The sequence below is a fragment of the Collinsella sp. LCP19S3_B6 genome (assembly GCF_052121815.1).
Taxonomy (GTDB): domain Bacteria; phylum Actinomycetota; class Coriobacteriia; order Coriobacteriales; family Coriobacteriaceae; genus Collinsella.
Genome location: NZ_JBQKDN010000017.1, coordinates 25,807 through 46,553, shown reverse-complemented (window position 1 = coordinate 46,553; position 20,747 = coordinate 25,807). Strand labels below are relative to the sequence as shown.

At 58.1% G+C, this 20,747-nt stretch carries 17 protein-coding genes and 4 tRNA genes; all 21 read right to left on the bottom strand.

From position 1 onward, the window contains the following. Positions 1-93: 93 nt before the first annotated feature. Positions 94-169, bottom strand: a tRNA-Gly gene (locus tag ACTQWD_RS07065). Positions 170-211: 42 nt separating this feature from the next. Beyond that, positions 212-285, bottom strand: a tRNA-Cys gene (locus ACTQWD_RS07060). A 35-nt stretch (positions 286-320) separates the two neighbouring features. Then, positions 321-396 (bottom strand) — tRNA-Gly (locus ACTQWD_RS07055). Positions 397-501: 105 nt separating this feature from the next. Continuing rightward, positions 502-1,248: an anti-sigma factor antagonist gene (locus ACTQWD_RS07050; protein WP_441559616.1), complete on the bottom strand. Its 747-nt coding sequence runs from the start codon at positions 1,246-1,248 to the stop codon at positions 502-504. 81 nt (positions 1,249-1,329) lie between these two features. After that, a complete protein-coding gene (locus ACTQWD_RS07045) occupies positions 1,330-3,675 on the bottom strand; it encodes a GAF domain-containing SpoIIE family protein phosphatase (protein ID WP_441559615.1) in 2,346 nt (781 codons plus the stop codon). Between the two features lie 59 nt (positions 3,676-3,734). Next, positions 3,735-3,824: transfer RNA gene (locus ACTQWD_RS07040), tRNA-Leu, on the bottom strand. A gap of 596 nt (positions 3,825-4,420) precedes the next feature. Further along, positions 4,421-5,449, bottom strand: coding sequence for an ABC transporter ATP-binding protein (locus ACTQWD_RS07035; RefSeq protein WP_154517434.1), 1,029 nt, complete (start codon positions 5,447-5,449; stop codon positions 4,421-4,423). Next, a complete protein-coding gene (locus tag ACTQWD_RS07030) occupies positions 5,450-6,541 on the bottom strand; it encodes an ABC transporter ATP-binding protein (protein WP_154517437.1) in 1,092 nt (363 codons plus the stop codon). A gap of 2 nt (positions 6,542-6,543) precedes the next feature. Continuing rightward, entirely contained in the window at positions 6,544-7,434 is an 891-nt protein-coding gene (locus tag ACTQWD_RS07025) for an ABC transporter permease (RefSeq protein ID WP_370450642.1), read from the bottom strand. A 59-nt stretch (positions 7,435-7,493) separates the two neighbouring features. After that, the gene (locus ACTQWD_RS07020; protein WP_304212150.1) at positions 7,494-8,531 is read right to left on the bottom strand and encodes an ABC transporter permease; all 1,038 of its coding nucleotides are present in this window, start codon (positions 8,529-8,531) and stop codon (positions 7,494-7,496) included. 157 nt (positions 8,532-8,688) lie between these two features. After that, a complete protein-coding gene (locus tag ACTQWD_RS07015) occupies positions 8,689-10,365 on the bottom strand; it encodes a peptide ABC transporter substrate-binding protein (protein ID WP_441541202.1) in 1,677 nt (558 codons plus the stop codon). Positions 10,366-10,659: 294 nt separating this feature from the next. Beyond that, positions 10,660-10,914, bottom strand: coding sequence for a preprotein translocase subunit SecG (gene secG / locus ACTQWD_RS07010; RefSeq protein WP_006236144.1), 255 nt, complete (start codon positions 10,912-10,914; stop codon positions 10,660-10,662). Positions 10,915-11,077: 163 nt separating this feature from the next. Next, positions 11,078-12,631, bottom strand: coding sequence for a 2,3-bisphosphoglycerate-independent phosphoglycerate mutase (gpmI, locus tag ACTQWD_RS07005; RefSeq protein WP_441559614.1), 1,554 nt, complete (start codon positions 12,629-12,631; stop codon positions 11,078-11,080). A gap of 5 nt (positions 12,632-12,636) precedes the next feature. Continuing rightward, a complete protein-coding gene (tpiA, locus tag ACTQWD_RS07000) occupies positions 12,637-13,404 on the bottom strand; it encodes a triose-phosphate isomerase (protein WP_154517452.1) in 768 nt (255 codons plus the stop codon). Next, entirely contained in the window at positions 13,397-14,587 is a 1,191-nt protein-coding gene (locus tag ACTQWD_RS06995) for a phosphoglycerate kinase (protein ID WP_304212190.1), read from the bottom strand. Before ACTQWD_RS06995 ends, tpiA begins: the two co-directional genes overlap by 8 nt. A gap of 140 nt (positions 14,588-14,727) precedes the next feature. Next, entirely contained in the window at positions 14,728-15,753 is a 1,026-nt protein-coding gene (gene gap, locus ACTQWD_RS06990) for a type I glyceraldehyde-3-phosphate dehydrogenase (protein WP_154517458.1), read from the bottom strand. 193 nt (positions 15,754-15,946) lie between these two features. Continuing rightward, on the bottom strand, positions 15,947-16,876 hold the full coding sequence (whiA, locus tag ACTQWD_RS06985) for a DNA-binding protein WhiA (protein ID WP_154517461.1): 930 nt from the start codon (positions 16,874-16,876) through the stop codon (positions 15,947-15,949). 6 nt (positions 16,877-16,882) lie between these two features. Continuing rightward, a complete protein-coding gene (gene rapZ / locus ACTQWD_RS06980) occupies positions 16,883-17,803 on the bottom strand; it encodes an RNase adapter RapZ (protein ID WP_427718645.1) in 921 nt (306 codons plus the stop codon). Between the two features lie 99 nt (positions 17,804-17,902). Further along, complete coding sequence (locus ACTQWD_RS06975) at positions 17,903-18,589, bottom strand: N-acetylmannosamine-6-phosphate 2-epimerase (protein ID WP_154517496.1); 687 nt, start codon at positions 18,587-18,589, stop codon at positions 17,903-17,905. A 70-nt stretch (positions 18,590-18,659) separates the two neighbouring features. Continuing rightward, on the bottom strand, positions 18,660-19,625 hold the full coding sequence (locus ACTQWD_RS06970) for an ROK family protein (protein WP_441559613.1): 966 nt from the start codon (positions 19,623-19,625) through the stop codon (positions 18,660-18,662). Positions 19,626-19,795: 170 nt separating this feature from the next. Continuing rightward, positions 19,796-20,716, bottom strand: a complete 921-nt coding sequence (locus ACTQWD_RS06965) for a dihydrodipicolinate synthase family protein (protein ID WP_427718650.1) — start codon at positions 20,714-20,716, stop codon at positions 19,796-19,798. Positions 20,717-20,747: the final 31 nt, after the last annotated feature.

Here is a 20,747-nt window from a genome sequence, read left to right as displayed (position 1 = left end):
CCGCGTTTGCTTAACGCTCGCTCCCTCTCGGGTTCGAGCCTCTGCAATGGGTACGAAAAAGCCCGGCTACCGTGGTAGTCGGGCTGTTGTGCTTGGAGCGGACAACGGGGCTCGAACCCGCGACCCCAACCTTGGCAAGGTTGTGCTCTACCAACTGAGCCATGTCCGCATATGTAAAACAAAACGGGCGCCGGAGCGCCCGGATGTTGCCTGGAGGCGAAGCCCGGATTCGAACCGGGGGTAAAGGCTTTGCAGGCCTCTGCCTTACCACTTGGCCACTTCGCCGAAAAAGGACCGTTAAGAACGGTCCGGAAATGCAATGGAGCGGACAACGGGGCTCGAACCCGCGACCCCAACCTTGGCAAGGTTGTGCTCTACCAACTGAGCCATGTCCGCTTGCGGGTTATTAATTTACGCGAGTTATCCAAAAGACGCAAGTACTTTTTTCAAAAAAGTTGCCCAAAGCAAGTTCACGCAGGGAAATCATGTCGGCCCAAGGCGCTAAGCGCACGATTCCAATGCCGAACTAAACAGCTTCACCATCCGAACGCGTGTGCCGGCACCATCCGTGCGACGGGCAACCTCCACATTATCGACGAGCATGCGCATAAGCTTGATACCGCGTCCGCGTTCCTCGGATGCCATCGGTTCGCTCGCCCCATCGATAGAATAGCCAGAACCTCGATCAAGCACCTCAAGCACAACACGGTCCCCATAGGCCTGAACCGTCAGGATGCAGCCAACACCGCCCGCATGGTCATATGCGTTACCCAATGCCTCCCCCAACGCTAATGCGACGTCATAGCGCTCATCACGCCTCAGGGGAAGCGATTCGAGAAGCTCGGCCACACGGTGCCGATAATACGGGAGATTCTCGATGCCTCGCTGCACCTTGACGCTCTTGCTCCATCGCGGCAACTCCCCCACCGGAATGGCGGGAATCGACTCCCGCACCGGACCCGCAACATGAAGGATGTCGACAAGTCGGGCAATCTCCAAAAAGCGAACGACCTCATCGGAGGCGTTAACAAGCGAAAGCAGCCCTTCTCGTCTCATAAGCTCTCTGGCACGCGTAAGCAAAAACGCCAAACCCGTCGAGTCGATAAAAGCCACGGTCTGGCAATTGATGACAACACGGCGCACGCCCCGGTCGATTAAATTATCCAACCGTCGGCGCAGCTCGGGCACCGAGGCGATATCGATATCGCCCGGTGGCGTCAAAACCGCTATGTCATTCCACTCATTCATGCGACCATGGTTCCCCAAAAGAGCTCGCTCGATGCACACTTTTCTGCAACCGTTAGGATTCTGTATGCCCAACGTCGCGACCTACGATCGACCCCGTAAAAACTCAAGGGACACCAATGCAATGTCATCGTCCAGCGCCGAGTCGGTAAAGCGGTCAAGCTCGCCCAAGACCTTACCGCAGATGCCCGATACGCCCTCACCCGAAACAGAGAGTAGAAGGTCGCGCAGGCGTTGCTCGCCAAAGAAAGCACCCGAGCGGTCGCGTGCTTCGATCGTTCCGTCGGTATACATAAACAGCATGTCACCAGGATCGAACGTAAACACGCCCGTCTCGTACACCATGCTCTCAAAGGCACCTATCACGCCCGATTGGCACCCAAGGAGCTCCACTTCTCCCCCGCAGGTCTCTCCTCCGCCATGCGGCGTCGACGACGGCCTAATGACCATAGTGGGAGGATGCCCCGCAGAGCAATAGGTAGCGCGGCCCGCTTTAAGATCAATCTTGGCGATAAACGCCGTCACAAACGTCTCGACCCTCGAAAAGCCCATGAGCATGCTATTGAGCGAGCGGGCCATGCGAGCGGGTCCCGCACCCTCCCAGGCATAAGCCGTCAACGCCGTCTTGACGAGCGCCGACATCGACGCCGCCTCAATTCCTTTGCCGGAGACATCGCCCAATATCATAACGGCGCAATCGTCGGGAAGACGGACTAGCGTATAGAAGTCGCCACCGACCAACGCCGAATTCGTTGCCGACAGGTATACCGAATCGGTTGCGATGCCCGGAACGTCGCCTAGCGAATTTCTCATGCCAATCTGAAGCGTCTGAGCGATATGACGCTCTTCACGCTTTTGAGACTCGCCCTCATAGATCAGCTCAAAGTCGTGTGCCAAATGCACCATGTAGTCGTATTCAAGGTCGTCGATTGGCTCCTGGCTGCCATCACGGAGCAGCAAAACGCGCCTCGTCGGTCCCTTGGCGATATCAGCGGGCACGATTGCATCGTTGCTTCGCGTACCATCCGCCTCCGAGCGGCAGCGCCCCGCCTCGATACCGGAATCGATATAAAGTCCCTGACACGGCAGGCCGTGGGCTCTCAACCATGCGCCCATAGTCGTGGATTCGTCCACGCGTGTAAGGCGCACGTGCTTGAGGTCGTCGGCGCTCGTCCCGCCCAGCACCGATGTCTCAAATCCATCGGAAATTGTCCCCAAGCGCGCCGCCGGCGTCGTGACAGAAAAGAAGAGTGACTCCGGATCGCCCGGCAATGCCACACGACTGCCGCCTTCAAAATCGATGACATAGGTTTCGAGGCCCGCATCATACTCCACGGGGCAGAAATGACAACTGAGCACAGCGCAGATTTCGGTCGATACCGCACGCGAGGCGGCAATAGGATCATCGAGATAGGCAAACAACTCATCGCGCAGCACGTTGAGAGAACGGCCAAGCTCTGCCGTGCGACGTGAACGCAGACTCGATGCCATGCCGACTAGTTGGATGGAGAGATAATCGCAAATGACCTCGAGCACGTTGACATCATAGGCAAGCGGCGCCTGCGGACGTTTCCAACCGACCTCCAACACACCGAGCACCTGAGTGCCATAAAACACGGGAAGACATATCTCGCTGCGGTATGGAGGCATATCTTGCACGCGTAGCAGGTGCTTAGAACGATTGTCCAGGTCCATGAACATACCCGAGGCAACCCTATCGCCCTCAAGGTCCTGCTGAATCGACAGGCGGCAGGCACGAGACTCACGGAGCACATACGTCGGGATACCCGCACCATACGGCATAAACTCGGGCAGGTAGCTGTCATACAGCTCCTTGGAAACACCGCGAAGCTTAAAACCGCCGCTCTCAGAAAAATAGATGGCAGCACCCGAGGCATCGAGGGTTCCTACAAGCTGGTTCAAAACGGTATCCAACAAACTAGGCAGCTCATCGGAGCCCACCGTGCTCATAATGACCGACAACGTGCCCGAGAGGCGCTTATTCGCCACTCTGAGCTCCGAAAGCGCACGCTTGAGCTGACGGTCATGCGAATACTGCTCTTCGATACTATGGAGCGCCACGAGAACACGCGGCGCACGGCGGCCAAAGATACGAGGCGGCGTAACCGAGCCGGCACAAACTAGGACGGGAATAAAGGAGCCGTCACTTAGCTTAAGCATCAACTCGCTCTCGGTACCATTGGTCTCAAAAGGAAGACGATGTTCTGTCGCGCGTTCAAATGCTGACGAGTACAAGAGATCTTTAACGTCCCCGTTGATCACATCGGAACGTTCCTCGCAGATCAAGTCGAGCAAGCGATTGTTTACATGCAAAATGGTTCCGTCGAGCTCGCAGATAATGACAGCATCGCTCGTAATATCGACCAATTGGGCAACGTCAACCCACTCATTGCGCTCAAGCGTTTCCATCGTGAACCTCACCGTCTATCGGTAACAAAAAAGCCTCCGAAGAGGCTTCTCAAATGCGATGGTGTCGGAGGCGGGACTTGAACCCGCATGACCAAAAAGCGGTCACTAGCACCTCAAGCTAGCGCGTCTGCCAATTCCGCCACTCCGACATGCTATATTGTTGATTCGCAGTTCGTTTTGTTGGACCCGCGCTTTCAACGAGGAAGATAATAACCTATGATTCGAGAACTGTGCAAGCACTTTTTTCAAAAAAGTTTACGAATTTGAAAATGCGCAGGTAGACTGACCTGTTCGGGCAGGAATGAGGTTGCCTTCCAACGCGTCCTCGGGCATGCGGCATTATTTTGATCTGCGCTTCGCGCTACAAAATAATGCCGCCCCCTGCGGAATGCGTTGGAAGGCAACCTCATTCCTGCCCTAGGGGCACATGCTTCATGCACAGTTCTCAAACATGTTCTGGGGGCTGATATTAATTTAGTGGCTCGGCTTTGCCGAGCCCTTTTATGGGGAGGCCGGAGCTAAAGCTCCGGCCTCACTAAATTTCTTATTAGATAAAGTGAGCGATCAAGGAATCGCCCCCCCTGCAGTGGTAACACAGGGCCCGTGCTGGACTTAGTTTTCAGAACATTCCGCAGACCAGGAAACCCCCTTATCCGCAGCTCCGAAGGAGCAGGATAAGGGGGTTTCCATGGTCGAGGACGTTCTGAAAACTAAGTCCAGCACGGGCCCGAACGATAACAACCGACTACAGGTCGATGTGCGATTCCTTGATCGGGAACGGCTCGGCGAAGTGGCAGGCGCAGCAGTGGCCCGGAGCAACTTCCCTAAACTCGGGAAGCTTCTCGGAGCAGATGCCCTGCGCGATCGGGCAGCGCGTGTGGAAACGGCAGCCAGTCGGCGGATCCAGCGGTGACGGCGGATCGCCGGCGAGGATGATGCGCTTACGGGACTTTTGGATATCCGGATCGGGAACCGGCACGGCAGACAGCAGCGACTGCGTATACGGGTGGTGAGGCTCGCTATAGAGCGTCTTCCAGTCAGAAACCTCGACCACCTTACCCAGATACATAACGGCAACGCGATCGGAGATGTGCTGAACGACGGACAGGTCGTGGGCGATAAACAGATACGCCGTACCAAACTTGTCCTGCAGTTCCTTAAGCAGGTTCAGAACCTGGGCCTGAATGGACACATCCAGAGCGGATACCGGTTCGTCACAGATAATCAGCTTGGGCTTCAGCGCAAAAGCGCGGGCAATGCCGACACGCTGACGCTGGCCACCCGAGAACTCATGAGGATAGCGATTGATGTGCTCGGGGTTCAGACCGACAACGTCGAGAAGCTCGCGGACGCGCTCAATGCGCTCCTCCTTGGTTCCCACGCCGTGAATGGTCATGGGTTCGGAGACGATCTCGCCGATGGTCATGCGAGGATTCAGCGAGGCATAAGGATCCTGGAAGATAAACTGCATCTCGCGACGCATATCCTTGATCTCATGCTTGCTCATTTCGGCAACATCTTTACCCTGGAAGAACACCTTACCGGCGGTCGGCTTGGTCAGGCGCATGATGGTGCGACCCGTAGTGGACTTACCGCAACCAGACTCACCAACCAGACCAAAGGTCTCACCAGGATAAATCTCAAAAGAGATGTCGTTTACAGCAGAGACGACGCGCTTGGAAAAACGCTTGGCGAACATGCCGGACTCTGCGGGGAACTCCTTAGAGAGGTGCTCGACCTTCAGTAGCGGAGTGCGCTCGTTATTGTCTGCCATTTACGCCTCGCCTCCCTTCTTGGAATCCTTACGCGTGCGGGACGTCTCAGGGGCGTTCTTGAGGAACTCGGGGTCACCGGAATAATGGCACGCAGAATAGTGGCCGGACTCGGTGACAAAACGCTCGGGGCGCTGCTTGCGGCACTTATCGGTCGCATAGGGGCAACGAGGCGAGAACACGCAACCCTCGGGCAGGTTCATGAGCGAAGGCGGGTTGCCGTGAATCGGCGTAAGCGGCTTCTTCTCATCGATGGCCTGCTCCGGGATGGAGCGAATCAGGCCCCAGGTATAGGGGTGACGGCTCTCGTAGAAGATTTCCTCAGCAGTACCGAACTCGACGGGACGGCCAGCGTACATAACCATGATCTTGTCGGCCATATCGGCGACAACACCCAGGTCATGGGTAATCATGATGATGGCGTTGCCGTTCTTCTCCTGCATTTCCTGCATAAGCTCAATAATCTGAGCCTGGATGGTAACGTCCAGGGCAGTCGTGGGCTCGTCGGCAATCAGAATATCGGGATCGCAGGCAAGGGCCATGGCAATCATGACGCGCTGACGCATACCACCAGAAAACTGGTGCGGATACTCATTGACGCGTTTCTCGGGCTCGGGAATGCCAACGAGGTCCAAAAGCTCGGTGGCGCGCTTGAGCGCCTCCTGCTTGGAGTAGCCACGGTGCAGACGAAGGCCCTCACCCACCTGCTTGCCGATCTTATAGACCGGGTTCAAGGAAGTCATAGGATCCTGGAAGATCATCGCGATATCGTTGCCACGAATGTGCTGCATCTCTTCCTCGGTCATCTCGAGGATAGAACGACCGCGATAGCGAACGTCACCGCCCTCAATCTTTCCCGGAGGCATCGAGATAAGACCCATGATGGTCATGGCGGTCACGGACTTACCGGAGCCGGACTCACCGACGACACCCAGGGTCTCGCCACGATCGAGCGTGTAGGACACACCATCGACAGCGCGAACGACGCCATCCTCGGTGTGGAAATACATCTTAAGGTCATCAACCTCGAGCAGATGCTGGCCCTCGGGAACCGGCTGGTCCTTCAGGTCCACATAGTTCTTGTTCTTCTTCATCCTTATGCGTCCTTCATCTTGACGTCGAGGGCGTCGCGCAGACCGTCACCCAGCAGGGTGAAGGCGAGCACCGTCGAGAGAATTGCCAGACCGGGCATGATCATCATCCAGGGAGCAGTCAGAAGATACTGCTGACCGTCCTGAATCATGGAGCCCCACGAAGGCGTAGGCGGAATAACGCCCATGCCGAGGAAGGACAGAGCGGACTCGGTCAGAATGGCGCCACCAATGTTCATAGTCGCGTAGACCACGATGGAGGCAACGGAGTTCGGGAAGATGTGACGCACGACGATACGAGCATCAGATGCACCCATCGCGCGCGCAGCGTCAACATAGTCGTTTTCCTTGACCGTCAAGATCGCGGATCGGAAGACGCGCGCAATCGAAGGCCAGCCAAGAATACCGATGGCGATAAAGACGTTCTGAAGACCACGGCCGATAACGGCGATCATGGCGACAACGAACAGCACGTACGGGAACGCAAGGAAGATGTCCGCACAGCGCATGATGATCGTATCCCAGATGCCGCCGTAGAAACCGGCCAGAGCGCCCATGACCAGACCAATCACCGTGGAGATCGCAGTGGCCATAATGCCGACGGACAGCGAAACGCGTGCACCGTAGATAACGCGGACGAGAATGTCACGGCCAAGGGAGTCGGTGCCAAACGGGTGCTCTGCACACGGAGCCAGCAGCGACGTCTCGGCCATGGTGGTCGAATCGGAAGCCGTCGGCGAACCGAGCCAGGGCTTAGCCCACAGATCTGCGGTCAAGGCAACCACAACGACGATAATGATCCAGCAGACACCGATAACGGCGAGTTTGTTCTTACGAAGACGCTTAAAAGCGTCGCCCCACAGCGTGCGAGACTTGGCGGGAGCAGATGCGGCCATGGTGGCGGTAGCCTGCTCCTGAGACTGAGAATCAGTTTCCTGCATGAGACGTACCTCCCTTAGGCCTTATCCGACGGACCGCCAAGGCGGATGCGCGGGTCGAGGAATGCATAGCTAATGTCGACGAGCAGGTTGATCACCATGACGACGACGACGATGAGCGTAACGCCGCCCATAACGATGGGCCAGTCACGCATGCTAATGGCGCGATAGACCTCATAGCCGATACCGGGCCAGTTAAAAACCGTCTCGGTCAGGATGGCGCCCGAAAGCATGGCACCAAAGTCGACACCAATATAGGTAACGACGGGGATGAGTGCATTCTTAAGCGCATGCTTGATGATGATCGCGCGATTGGAGAGACCCTTGGCCTTTGCCGTACGGATGTAATCCTGGCTCATGACGTCAAGCAGCTGCGAGCGCATAATGCGGGCGGCATAAGCGGTCGAAACCGAAGCCAGCGTAATGGTCGGAAGCACATAGTGCATCCAATCCTGATACTGAGAACTGGAACCACCGGCACCCGAGATCGGCATGGAGAATGCACCGCCCGTGGCGTCCTTGAGAATGACGCCAAAGAACAGCTGCAGCAACATACCGAGCCAGAAGGCCGGGACGGCAACGAGGATCGACGTGGTGAGCGTTACCAAAATATCCCAGAAGGAATAACGCTTTACCGCCGAAATGATACCCGCACCGATACCCATGATTGCCTCGAGTACGATGGCGCACGCGGCAAGTTTGACCGTATACGGATACTTCTGGGCAAAGATTTCCGTAACCGGCAGCTTGCGCTGATAGGAATTACCCAGATCGCCATGAAGCAGGCCGTTCATGTAATACAAGTAACGGTCCACGAGCGACGTTTGAACGGGGTCGCCGTTCTCGTCAAGGATCGCGTTGCCGTCCTCGTCCGATTGGACCAGGTGATAGCGGACGCGAAGCTGAAGCTCCACCTCGGGGGACAGAGCCTTGTCTCCACCGATCAGCTTGATCGGATCTCCCGGCACGATATTCTGGAGGGCGAACAGAATCAGCGTAACGCCCAAAAATACCGGGATGAACTGAAGCACACGTTTAACGATGTACTTACCCATACCACTCCCCTATCTAGGGATTAACTTAAATGGGATGCCGATCGCCAGACCGGCATCCCAAAATTACCATCAGCCAGTTTACCCCAGGTTAGGGAGAACTGTATGTTTCCCATGAGGTCTACGTAAATACTTGACCCTCACGGAAGCTGCAAAACTCTTAGGCGAGCTCAGCGGTACCCAGATCGGCGTGCTTCTGCGGATCGACATAGAGGTACTTGATGCGATCGGAGCCGGCGATGGTGTGCGTGTAGAACATCAGCGGGATGACCGGGCAGTCAGCAGCGACCATTGCGTCGGCCTCCTGCATCTTAGCGACGCGCTCTTCGTCGTCAATCGTGGTACGGGCCTCGTCGACCTTGGCGTCGAACTCGGGGTTGTTGTAACCAGAACGGTTGTCGCCACCGAGGGAGTCGGAGTGGAACAGCGGATACAGGAAGTTGTCCATGATCGGATAGTCGGCAATCCAGCCCAGACGACCGAACTGATAGTTGAGGTTCTGGTACTGCTCGAGCAGGGCAGACCACTCGGGGGTATCGGAGACGGCGGTAATGCCAACCTTGGCAAGGTCACCGATGATGGACTCCATGATCTCCTTGTGGCCACCGTCCTGGTTGTAGGACAGAGTCACGTTAATGCCACGATCGCCGTTGGCGTCAGCGGGAGCAACCTTGTCGAGATACTCGTTAGCCTTGTCGACGTCGTAGGCGCAGAACTCCCATGCGCCCTCCTTGTAGCCATCGATGCCCGGAGGAACAATGCCGTCAGCGGGGGTGCGGGTACCCTTGAAGATGGTCTTGCAGATGGCCTCACGGTTGATGGCCAGGGAGATGCCCCTGCGCAGATCGGCGTTGTTGAACGGCTCGGCCGTGGTGTTGCAGGTCAGGTAGTAGGTGGAAGGCTCGGCGCCGAGCAGCATGCGCTCGCCGTCGCCCATGGTGTAGCCGTCCTTGGACTCGCCGCGATCCTTCTTGGCGGCGTCGATCTGAGCAACGGGAACGTCGCAGATGTCAAGGTTACCGGCCTGGAACTCCTTGTAAGCGGTCTCCACGTCCTTGATGACCTGGAAGTGGATGCTATCGATCTTGGCCTTGTCGCCATAGTAATCGTCGAACTTCTTGAGGTTGATCTCCTGACCATCCTCCCACTTGCCGTCCATCATGAACGGGCCGTTACCAATCGGGGCAAGGTAGAAGCTCTTGACATCGGACTCGGCGCACTCGGGAACCGGGGACAGAGCCGGATGAGAGGCGACGAAGGGGAAGTCGGCGTAAGCGGAAGTCAGCTTGACGACGAGGGTCTCATCGTCAGGGCAGGTAACACCGCTGAGCTCAGTAGTGTTACCGGCAAGCAGATCGTCATAGCCCTCGACCATGGAAAGGTGATAGGAGACCTCGGAAGGACCATACTCTTTAGCGACAGCGGACTTGGTGCTGACCAGACGCTCCCAACCGAGCTTGAAGGACTTGGAGGTAACGTCATCACCGTTGTGGAACTTGGCCTTCTTGATCTTGAAGGTAAACTCGGTGGCGTCGTCGTTGGCCTCGAAGGACTCGCAAGCCAGCGGAACGATCTCGCCCTTCTCGGCGTCATAAGAGGTCAGAGCGTCAAAGAGCTGGTACTCGACCTGAGTGCCCTGGTCCTCCTGGACATTGTAGGGGTCGATGCAGACCGGGTTATTGATGTAGAAGTTCAGCGTCGAACCGGACTCAGAACCGGAAGCGTCGCCGCCCTTCTTGCCGCATGCGGCAAGAAAAGCCATGGAGCTCGCAGCAAGGGTACCGCCGACAAAGGCGCGACGACCCATAACGGGCTGGTGGAACATAGAATCAGCCATGCCATCCTCCTTATGAGATAGGACAAAGAAATGTTCAGTCGGACATATGTCGAGACAATCCGATCCGAACTATCGAAACGCCGCCCGTTGCTATGGCTGGTTATGCACAACAGGCCATCGTTTTCAATACAGTAGCGCATTTTATGCACGATTTGGGGCTAATTCCGGTTAACGGTCGAGAATTTCTTTAGTTGGGCGCAGTATGTGGTGATATTCTGGCTCTGTTACAAGTCTGTAAACAAAAAGGGTCCCGCACTTGCGGAACCCTTTTCAATTTTTTTATGCGGCTCGTGCTTAGTAGCCCACGATGCCCTGCGGGAAGAAGAACATGCACAGCACGACGCACACGGCAAACACGACAGCCATGATGACGGTCAGGCGGTCAAGGTTCTGCTCCATAACGCCCGTGGCAGAGCTGGAGTTATACAGCGAGCTGGCGATCATATCCGAAACGCCGGTGCCCTTACCGGAATGCATCAGGACGAGAATCGTCAGCGCCACGGCAGAGACAGCCCAAACTACAAACAGCAGAATCTGAAACGGACCCATAGAGAAGCTCCTTAATAGAACAATTCAAACTCTAGTACTGTACCACAACCCCCGACACTCCCCACCTGCCATTTGGGGACGAGGTAGAAATGGCAGAAATACCAAAAAGGGGGTTGCCCGAATATGGTCAACCCCCTTGCAAAGAAACGCTTGGCGTTTTCTCTTAGGCCTCGGTCGCGAGCACGCGGCCCGTCATCTCGGCGGAAGGCTCCAGACCAGCCATGGTGAGCATAGTCGGGGCGATATCGGAAAGTCGACCGTCCTCGATACCGGTGAGCTGTGCCTTCTCATCAACGATGATGAACGGCACGCGGTTGGTGGTGTGAGCCGTAAACGGATGCTTGGAACCGTCGGAAGCAACGTCAAACATGTGATCGGCGTTGCCGTGGTCGGCGGTAATCAGCGCAAAGCCGCCCTTAGCGAGAATCACCGGGACAACCTTGGACAGGGCATCGTCAACAGCCTCGACGGCCTTAACGGCCGCGTCAAAGACACCGGTGTGACCAACCATATCGCAGTTCGCGAAGTTCACGATGTAGAAATCAGCGCGATCCTCGTTGATGGCAGCGACGAGCTTCTCGGTAACCTCGGGAGCGCTCATCTCGGGCTGCAAATCGTAGGTAGCAACCTTGGGGGAAGCGACGAGCACGCGCTCCTCGCCTTCCTTGGGCTCCTCGATGCCGCCGTTAAGGAAGAACGTCACGTGGGCGTACTTCTCGGTCTCGGCGGTGTGCAGCTGCTTCAGGCCATTGGCTGCGATAACGTCGGCCAGAACGTTCTCGGGGAACGTCTTGGGGAAGGCGACCTCGACGTCAAACGTCGGATCGTATTCGGTCATCGTCACAAAGTGCGAGAGCTTGATCTGCTCGCGCTCAAAGCCGTCGAACTCCTTGTCCGTGAACACGCGGGTCATCTGACGAGCGCGGTCGGGACGGAAGTTGAAGAAGATGGCCGCGTCGCCCTCGTGGATGCCCTCGTTGTGGGCAGCGAACGGCTCAACGAACTCATCGCCGCGCGGATCCTTCTCGTAGTAGGCCTTGATACCGGCAACGGGGTCGGTATCGGCATCGGACGCATTGACCATGACGTCGTAGGCGCGCTCGATGCGCTCCCAACGGTTGTCGCGGTCCATGGCCCAATAACGGCCCGAGACGGTAGCAACGCGAGCGTCGCAACCAGTCTCCTCGGAGATCTTGGCCAGGAAGGCGCAGAACTCGCTCATGTAGCCGGCACCGGACTGCGGATCGACGTCGCGGCCATCCATAAAGGCGTGAACGCGAACGGTCTTAATGCCATACTGGGCAGCCATCTTGACCAGGGCCTCGACATGGTTCATGTGAGAATGAACACCGCCGGGGCTCATGAGGCCCATGAGGTGCAGGGTCTTGCCCTCGGCCTTGACGTCATCCATAGCCTTGACGAAAACCTCGTTCTTGGCGATGGAGCCGTCCTTGATGGCGTTGTTGATGCGCGAAAGCTCCTGAAACACGATGCGGCCGGCACCGATGTTGAGGTGACCCACCTCGGAGTTGCCCATCTGGCCGTCGGGAAGGCCCACGTCCTCGCCCGAAGCACCGAGCGTGGTGTGAGGATACTTCTCGTACAGGCTATCGAGGAAGGGCGTCTTGGCGGCAGCGACGGCGTTCTCGCCGTCGGCCGGAGCCAAGCCGCAGCCATCCATGATGATTAGGAGTGCAGGAAGATGACGCTGTGCCATATACCCTACTCGCCTGCCTTGACGACCATAGAGGCGAAGTCGGCAGCCTTGAGCGAAGCGCCGCCCACGAGGGCGCCGTCAACGTCGGGCTTGGCAACAAGCTCAGCGATGTTGGCGGGCTTGGCGGAGCCACCATAAAGAACGCGGATGCCGTTGGCGAGCTCCTCGCCGAACATCTCCTTGAGGGTCTCACGGATAGCGCCGCAGACCTCCTGAGCGTCCTCGGCGGTAGCGGTCTTGCCGGTGCCGATGGCCCAGATGGGCTCGTAGGCGACGACGACCTGCTTGGGGCAGGTGATCTCAAGACCCTCGAGACCAGCCTTGACCTGGTTCACGACATGCTCGACATAGGTGCCGGCCTCGCGAACCTCAAGGGACTCACCGCAGCAGAAGACGGGAACAAGACCGGCGGCAACGAGAGCCTTAGCCTTCTTGTTCTGGTCCTCATCGGTCTCGTGGAAGTAGTCACGACGCTCGGAGTGGCCGATGATGCAGTAGGTGCAGCCAGCGGACTTGAGCATGTCGCAAGAGGACTCACCGGTGAAGGCACCCTTGGCCTCCCAGTACACGTTCTGTGCACCGAGGGCGATGGGGGCAGCCTGAATGCGGTCATGAACCGTAGTAATGTCGATGGTCGGAGGGCAGACGAGCACCTCGACGCCAGCCGGAACCTCGGGCAGAGCCTGGGCCAGCTCGTCGGCGAGCTTGGCAGCCTCGGCGACGTCGTTGTTCATCTTCCAGTTACCAGCGATAAGAAGGGTGCGATTAGGCATCGAGAAGCGCCTCCACTCCGGGCAGGGCCTTACCCTCGACGAGCTCCATGGAAGCGCCACCGCCGGTGGAGATCCAGCTCATCTTGTCGGCCAGGTTAAACTTGTTGACGGCTGCGACGGAATCGCCACCACCGATGATCGAGGTGCAATCAGCCTCGGCGACGGCCTCGGCGATAGCCTGGGTGCCGTGAGCGAAGTTGTCGAACTCAAAGACGCCCATGGGGCCATTCCAGAATACGGTCTTGGCGCCCTTGACGGCCTCGGCGTAGAGCTCCTCGGTCTTGGGGCCGATGTCCATGCCCTCACGGTCGTCGGGGATAGCGTCGGAAGCGACAACCTCGGGGACAGCGTCCTCGCCAAAGTGGTCGGCAACACGGTTGTCGATGGGGAGCAGGATCTTGACGCCCTTCTCCTCGGCCTTCTTGAGCATCTCGCCAGCGCGCTCGACCCAGTCCTCTTCCTTGAGGGACTGACCGACGGTCATGCCCTGAGCCAGGAAGAAGGTATAGGCCATGCCGCCACCGATAATCAGGGTGTCGGCGGAGTCGATAAGGTGATCGAGAACGCCGATCTTGGAGGAAACCTTGGAACCGCCGACGATGGCGACGAAGGGACGCTCGGGCTCGGCGAAGATACCGGTCAGCGTGTCGACCTCCTTCTCCAGAAGGAAGCCAGCGACTGCGGGCAGGTAAGCGGCGGGACCCACGACAGAACCCTGGGCGCGGTGAGCGGTACCGAAGGCGTCGAGGACGAAGACGTCGCCATAGGAAGCGAGGGTCTTGGCGATCTCAGGATCGTTCTTCTTCTCACGCTTGTCAAAACGGACGTTCTCGAGAACGAGGACCTTGCCCGGCTCGACGGCGGCGACGGCCTCGGCGGCCTTCTCGCCATAAGTGTCGGCGACAAAAGCAACATCGAGACCAGAGAGCTCGGCGAGCTTCTTGGCGACGGGCTCGAGGGAAAGCTCGGGCTGGAAGCCGGTGCCCTCGGGACGGCCGAGGTGGCTCATGAGGATAACGCGAGCATTGTGCTCAACGAGATAGTTGATGGTGGGCAGGGCAGCCTTGATACGGGTGGTGTCGCCAACGACGCCATCCTTGATAGGCACGTTGAAGTCAACGCGGACGAGAACGCGCTTGCCGTCGACATCGATGTCGCGGACGGTCTTCTTGGTAAAGGCCATGTTTGCTTCTACCTTTCGTACGTGTCTGCCTCCCATTACGGCAGACGATTTCTTATAAAAAGGGCGCGACCTTAGGGTGTAAGCCCTATAAGGCCGCGCCCTTTTTTAGACGCTCAACGAGCTATTCGCTAAAAGCCAAATTAAGCAACGAACTTCTCGAAGTACTTGATGGTGCGGACCATCTGAGAGGTGTAGGAGTTCTCGTTGTCGTACCAAGAGGTAACCTGAACGAGGGTCTGGCCGTTGCCGAGGTCAGAGCACATGGTCTGAGTGGCGTCGAAGATGGAGCCATGGGTCTCGCCGATGATATCGGTGGAGACGATGTCGTCCTCGTTGTAAGCGAAGGTCTCGGAGATGGTGGCAGCGTAGGCCTTCATAGCGGCGTTGACCTCGTCGGCGGTAACCTTCTTGTCAACGACAGCGTAGAGGTTGGTGAGGGAGCCGGTCGGCGTCGGGACGCGCTGGGCGGCACCGATGAGCTTACCGTTGAGCTCGGGGAGAACCAGGCCGATAGCCTTGGCAGCACCGGTGGTGTTGGGGACGATGTTGACGGCGCAGGCGCGGCTACGACGCTTGTTGCCCTTGCGCTGCGGGCCGTCGAGCGGCATCTGGTCGCCAGTCCAGGCGTGAATGGTGGTCATGATGCCGGACACGATGGGAGCGAAGTCGTTCAGACCCTTGGCCATCGGGGCGAGGCAGTTGGTGGTGCAGGAAGCAGCGGAGATGATGTTGTCCTCAGCGGTCAGCGTCTCATGGTTGACGTTGTACACGATGGTGGGCAGATCGCTGCCGGCCGGAGCGGAGATGACGACCTTCTTGGCACCAGCGTTGATGTGGGCCTGAGCCTTAGCCTTGCTGGTGTAGAAGCCAGTGCACTCGAGAACGACGTCGACGTCGAGGTCGCCCCAAGGCAGGTTGTTGGCGTCGGCCTCCTTGTAGATCTTGATCTCCTTGCCGTCAACGGTGATGGAATCCTCGCCAGCGACGACCTCGTGATCGCGAGCATAGTTGCCCTGCGTGGAGTCGTACTTCAGCAGGTAAGCGAGCATATCGGGAGAGGTGAGGTCGTTGATAGCGACGATCTCGGAGCCCTCATGACCGAACATCTGACGGAAGGCCAGACGACCGATGCGACCGAAGCCGTTAATAGCAACCTTTACTGCCATTGTGTCTCCTTTCGTAAGGCCCCCGCAAGCTACAGCGCCCGCCGTTGAGGCCCACAAACTAACCACTCGCCTAATATACCTTTTTTTTGACTTGAATTTCACGAGAATGCTCGAAATTGAAAATCAAATTTGCTTTAAAACGTTTTAAAGCATAAAACAGCAGTTCAAGTACTATATAAACTGCCGCTTTAAACTACCTGTTCGCTTCAATGAGCTTTTCAAGACGCAAAACACGGTGATATAGGGCCGACTTTGACAAAGGAGGGTCGGCCATCTCCCCCAAATCTCGCAGTGAGAGATCGGGATAGCGCTCACGTAAGTCACAAAAGGCCGCCAAGGCATCCGGGAGCACATCGCGCATGCCGCGTCGCTCAAGCTCCTCGATAAGCGCGAGCTGATGCTGGGCAGCGCCGGCGCTTCTCGTCTGGTTGGCCAGCTCAGCATTCACGCGACGATTTACGTCGTTTTTCACCAACTTGACCGCACGGGCTTCCTCGATTTCGGCAACGCTGCGCTTGGCACCAATCAATTTGAGCAAATGCTCAATCTCCTCGGCGCTCTTGATGTACACGGCATATGATCCTCGCCGGGCGTTGACGCGTGCATGAACCCCGACCTGCTCCAACAGGTCGCAAAGCCCCTTGGCGTATTGTTCGCCCTGCACCGCAATCTCCAGGTGAAAATCGCCACGCGGGTCTGCCACAAAGCCGCCGGCAATCAAAGCGCCGCGAATGTAGGCGAGCCTGCAGCAGGGCCGGGCGACGATATGGCGCGGCACACCGGCGACGAGCCCTCCCCTGCGGTCGAGAATGCCCAGCAGAACCAAAGCCTTATCGAGGTCGGGCTGGTCGGGCAAGGTGATGAGATAGTTTCGCACCTTATGCAAGACCGACTTGCGAACGGTAAACTCCGTTTTGAGCTTGAGGATGCGGTGCGTCAGCGTAATCATCGTGCGTGCAACGGCACCCGTCTCGGTCGCAACCGTCAAACGGTACCGACCAGAGCCCGCCAGCGAAAGCGTGCCACTCACACGTGTAAGAGCGGCAAGTGTCGACAGATCGCAATATTCACATTCGGGTTCGCAGCGCGCAAGCTCGTCACGCACCTCGGCGGTAAACGACATTCAAACCTATGCTTTCGTATTGGCACGCGACAAGTCGCGGTGAGAAATGCTCACGTGATACTGAGCACCTTCCAGGTATCGGGCCGTAGCCTCTGCAATGGCAACGCTGCGGTGCTGGCCGCCCGTACAGCCGATGGCAATGGAAAGCTGCGGCTTGCCCTCCGCGATATAACCCGGCATGACCGTATCGAGCAACTGCGTCCAAACCTTCCAGAACTCCTGCGTCTTGGGATGGTCCAGGACAAAGTCGGAGACCTTCTTATCGAGGCCGGTCAACGTGCGCATCTCGGGGTCGTAGAATGGATTAGGTAGGAAGCGAACATCGATCATGATGTCTGCCTCGACGGGCATACCATGCTTAAAGCCAAATGAGAAGACGTGGACGTCCATGAGCTGCTGGTCGGACAGCTCTGAAAAAGCCGCACGCAGCTTATTGCGTAAAGCAGAGGTACGAAGGCGGCTCGTATCGATGATCATATCGGCTCGGTCGCGCACGCCCTGGAGTTGTAAACGCTCGCGCTGGATGGCGTCGGCCGTAGTCTCCCCCGGCTTCGCAATGGGATGGCGGCGGCGGTTTTCGCTGTAGCGGCGAATCAGCACCTCATCAGATGCATCGAGAAACACAATGTCACAGCTCATCTCGCGCTCTTCCAAGGCGGCAACGGCGTCAAGCAGCTCATCAAACAGGCCTTGGCTGCGAAGGTCACAGGTAACAGCAAGATGTCTACCCACACCCGTATTGATGCCAACGAGCTCTGCGAGCTGCGCAATCAGGCGCGGAGGCAGGTTGTCGATACAAAAATAGCCCATGTCCTCAAACACATGCATGGCTTGCGTTCGGCCCGATCCGGACATTCCGGTGATGATGACGATATCGGGGATGCGCTCCGTGCGCTCCGCCGCATCCATGGCATCTCCCTTTTGCATGTGCTGCCTCCTAAAATAAGCGCAGGACCCGGCCAGCGGATCCCGCGCGATCAATTGCCTTAGTTGAGTATACCGCCCCAAGCGGATACGAGGCCCGTCTTACGCCTCAAGCGCAGCCTTGAACCAACTCGTAATACTTGTGGGGTGCGTAATGGCAGTGCCAACGACAACGGCCCAGGCGCCGGCGTCAATCGCGGCGCGAGCCTCCTCAGGCGTATGCACACGACCCTCGCAAATAATGGGAAGACCGGGGAACTCCTCGGTTGCCTGGCGCAAAAGCGGCAGGTCGGGGCCGTCTGCCATGGTGCAATCGATGGCGGCGACGCCATGCGAAAGCGTAGTGGAAACCAAATCGAAGCCCATGTCGACCGCGCGGCGGATATCCTCGATCGTGGCGCAGTCCGCCATCAGAAGCACGCCCTCCTCGTGCAGCGGACGAAAAGTGTCCTCGAGCGACTTGCCATCGGGGCGCGGACGATCGGTGGCATCAATCGCCACGATGTCGGCACCGGCAGCAACGCAGGCGCGGGCGTGACGCAGCGTCGGCGTGATGTAAACGCCCTCGTGTCCATCCTTCCACAGGCCGATAACAGGAACCTCACAACGACCCTTAATGGCAGCAATGTCGGCAAGGCCCTGGCAACGAATGGCGGCGGCGCCTCCGAGTTCGCAAGCGCGAGACATTTGAGCCATGGTCTCGGGCGTACGAAGCGGCTCGCCCATATACGCCTGAACGCTCACGATGAGCTTACCCTTCAGGGATTGAATTAAAGGATCGACGGTCATAAGGCTATAACCTTTCTCAGAACAGCCTCCCGAGGCGTGTCGTCTCGGGAGGCTCCTACAGCAGATACGTTTACTTTAACGAGGCAAGAAGATGCTCGGCGGCACCGATAAGCGGTGCGTCGCCCTCCAGAGAACCGATGAGGATCGGCGTGTCCTGAAGCGGATCGAGCGCTTGGCTGGCATAGCCCTCGTGTACCGAATCCTTCCACGTCTGCGAACGCCAATCGGGTCCCTGGTGAATTACGCCACCCGAAAGCACGATGACCTCTGGATCCAGAATGTTGGCGAGCGAGCCCAAGCTAGCGCCCAATGCAAAGCCGGCATCGTGGATGACCTCGGTCGCCTTTGCGTCACCCACGCGGCACAGGTCGTTCACGTCGCGGCCAACCGAGGGACGACTGGGGTCAACACGACCGAAGCGCTCGTCGTACATGCGCCCAATCGACGTACCCGAAGCCACCGACTCCAGATGGCCGGAACGCCCGCAGGCGCAGGGAATGCCGGCGGCAGCCGAGCACTCGATGTGGCCCATATGGCCGGCAGCACCATGGAAGCCCTGCATCACGCGGCCGTTCTCGACATATGCGCCTCCGATACCCGTGCCGATGCCCAGACACAAGACGGAGAACTTGCCCTTGCCGACGCCCCAATGGGCCTCACCCAGAGCATGAGCCTGCACGTCGCCTACAACGGCAACGGGAAGACCGAGGTCCTCGCGCAGACGCGGCCCCAACTGAACGCCGGACCAGCCGGGCATGATCTCGTTGGCATACGCGATGGCGCCCGTCTTGGGATCGACGACGCCAGCGGCACCGATACCGACGCCAAGGACCTCGACATCGGGATTCGCCTCGAGAGCGGCCTTGATGGACGCCTCGATACGCTGGAAGACGGCCTCACCGCCCTCTTGGGCCTCGGTGGGAACCTCAGCCTCAAATACGGGATGGGGCACGCCGCCATCAGCCGGATATTCCATAATGGCGGTCGCAATCTTGGTGCCACCGATATCAACGGAGCAGATGTACTTGTTCTCCATGTCGCTCTCCTTAGGAGATAAAAACAACTACAGGAAATAAAGGCGGTGTTATCGCCGCAGCTTGCTAAAGGCTTCCCGAGTGCCCGGGGTTGGGGTGAAAGCGGTCGGGCATTGACCTAATGGGTCACGCTCGATCGCTTGAGCCCCAAGATCGGGTGCCCGGGAAAGCTTTACAGGAGGCCGTTGTCCTGGAGGACCTTCCTAATCGCCTCGACGTTCTCGCCGGTCATGGCCTTCACCGGGCGCGGCATGGTCGGGCTGTCGAAAATGCCCATGAGGTTCATAGCGGTCTTGAAGGCGCCAACGCCACCGGCATAGCCCTGGACGCCCGAGGTGACGTCCCAGATGTGCGAAATCTCATTGAGGCGATCCTGCTCGGCTTTGACGGTAGCCCAGTCACCAGCCTGAGCGGCCTTCCACTGACGCACGTAGCCCTCGGGCTCAACGTTGGCGAGACCCGGGACAGAGCCGTCGGCGCCACCAAGGTAGGCACCGTCGACGACGACCTCATGGCCGGTGAGGATGCTCATCGGATGGCCGTTCTTCTCGTTCTCCTGAACGAGGTAGCGGAACGAGACGTCGTCACCCGAGGAATCCTTGACGCCAGCAAGGACGCCCTCGGCGCCGAGCTTTGCAAGGAGCTTCCAGGGGAGCTTGGTGTGAACGCACACGGGAATGTCATAGGCAAAGATGGGCAGGTCGAGCTCCTCATGCAGGATGCGGAAATGCTCCTCGACCTCGGTCATGCCCTGCAGGGCATAGAACGGGCAGGTGGCAACGAGCGCATCGGCGCCCAGCTCCTGAGCAACCTTACCGTGCTCAATCATGCGCTCGGTCTCGGTATCGATGATGCCGACCAGAACAGGAACGCGGTGGTCGACGATTCGAACGGCCTCGGCGATGATCTGTCGACGACGCTCGTCGGTGGAGAAAACGACCTCACCCGAAGAGCCCAGGAAAAACAGGCCATCGACGCCGGCGTCGATCATGCGGTTGATGCTGCGCTCAAAGGAGGCAACGTCGAGCTGGTGATCTTCGGTATCGGGAACAACGACGGGAGGAATAACGCCGGTGAATTTCTGAGTTGCCACAAGAATCTCCTTAGTTGTCTGGCGGGTGGCC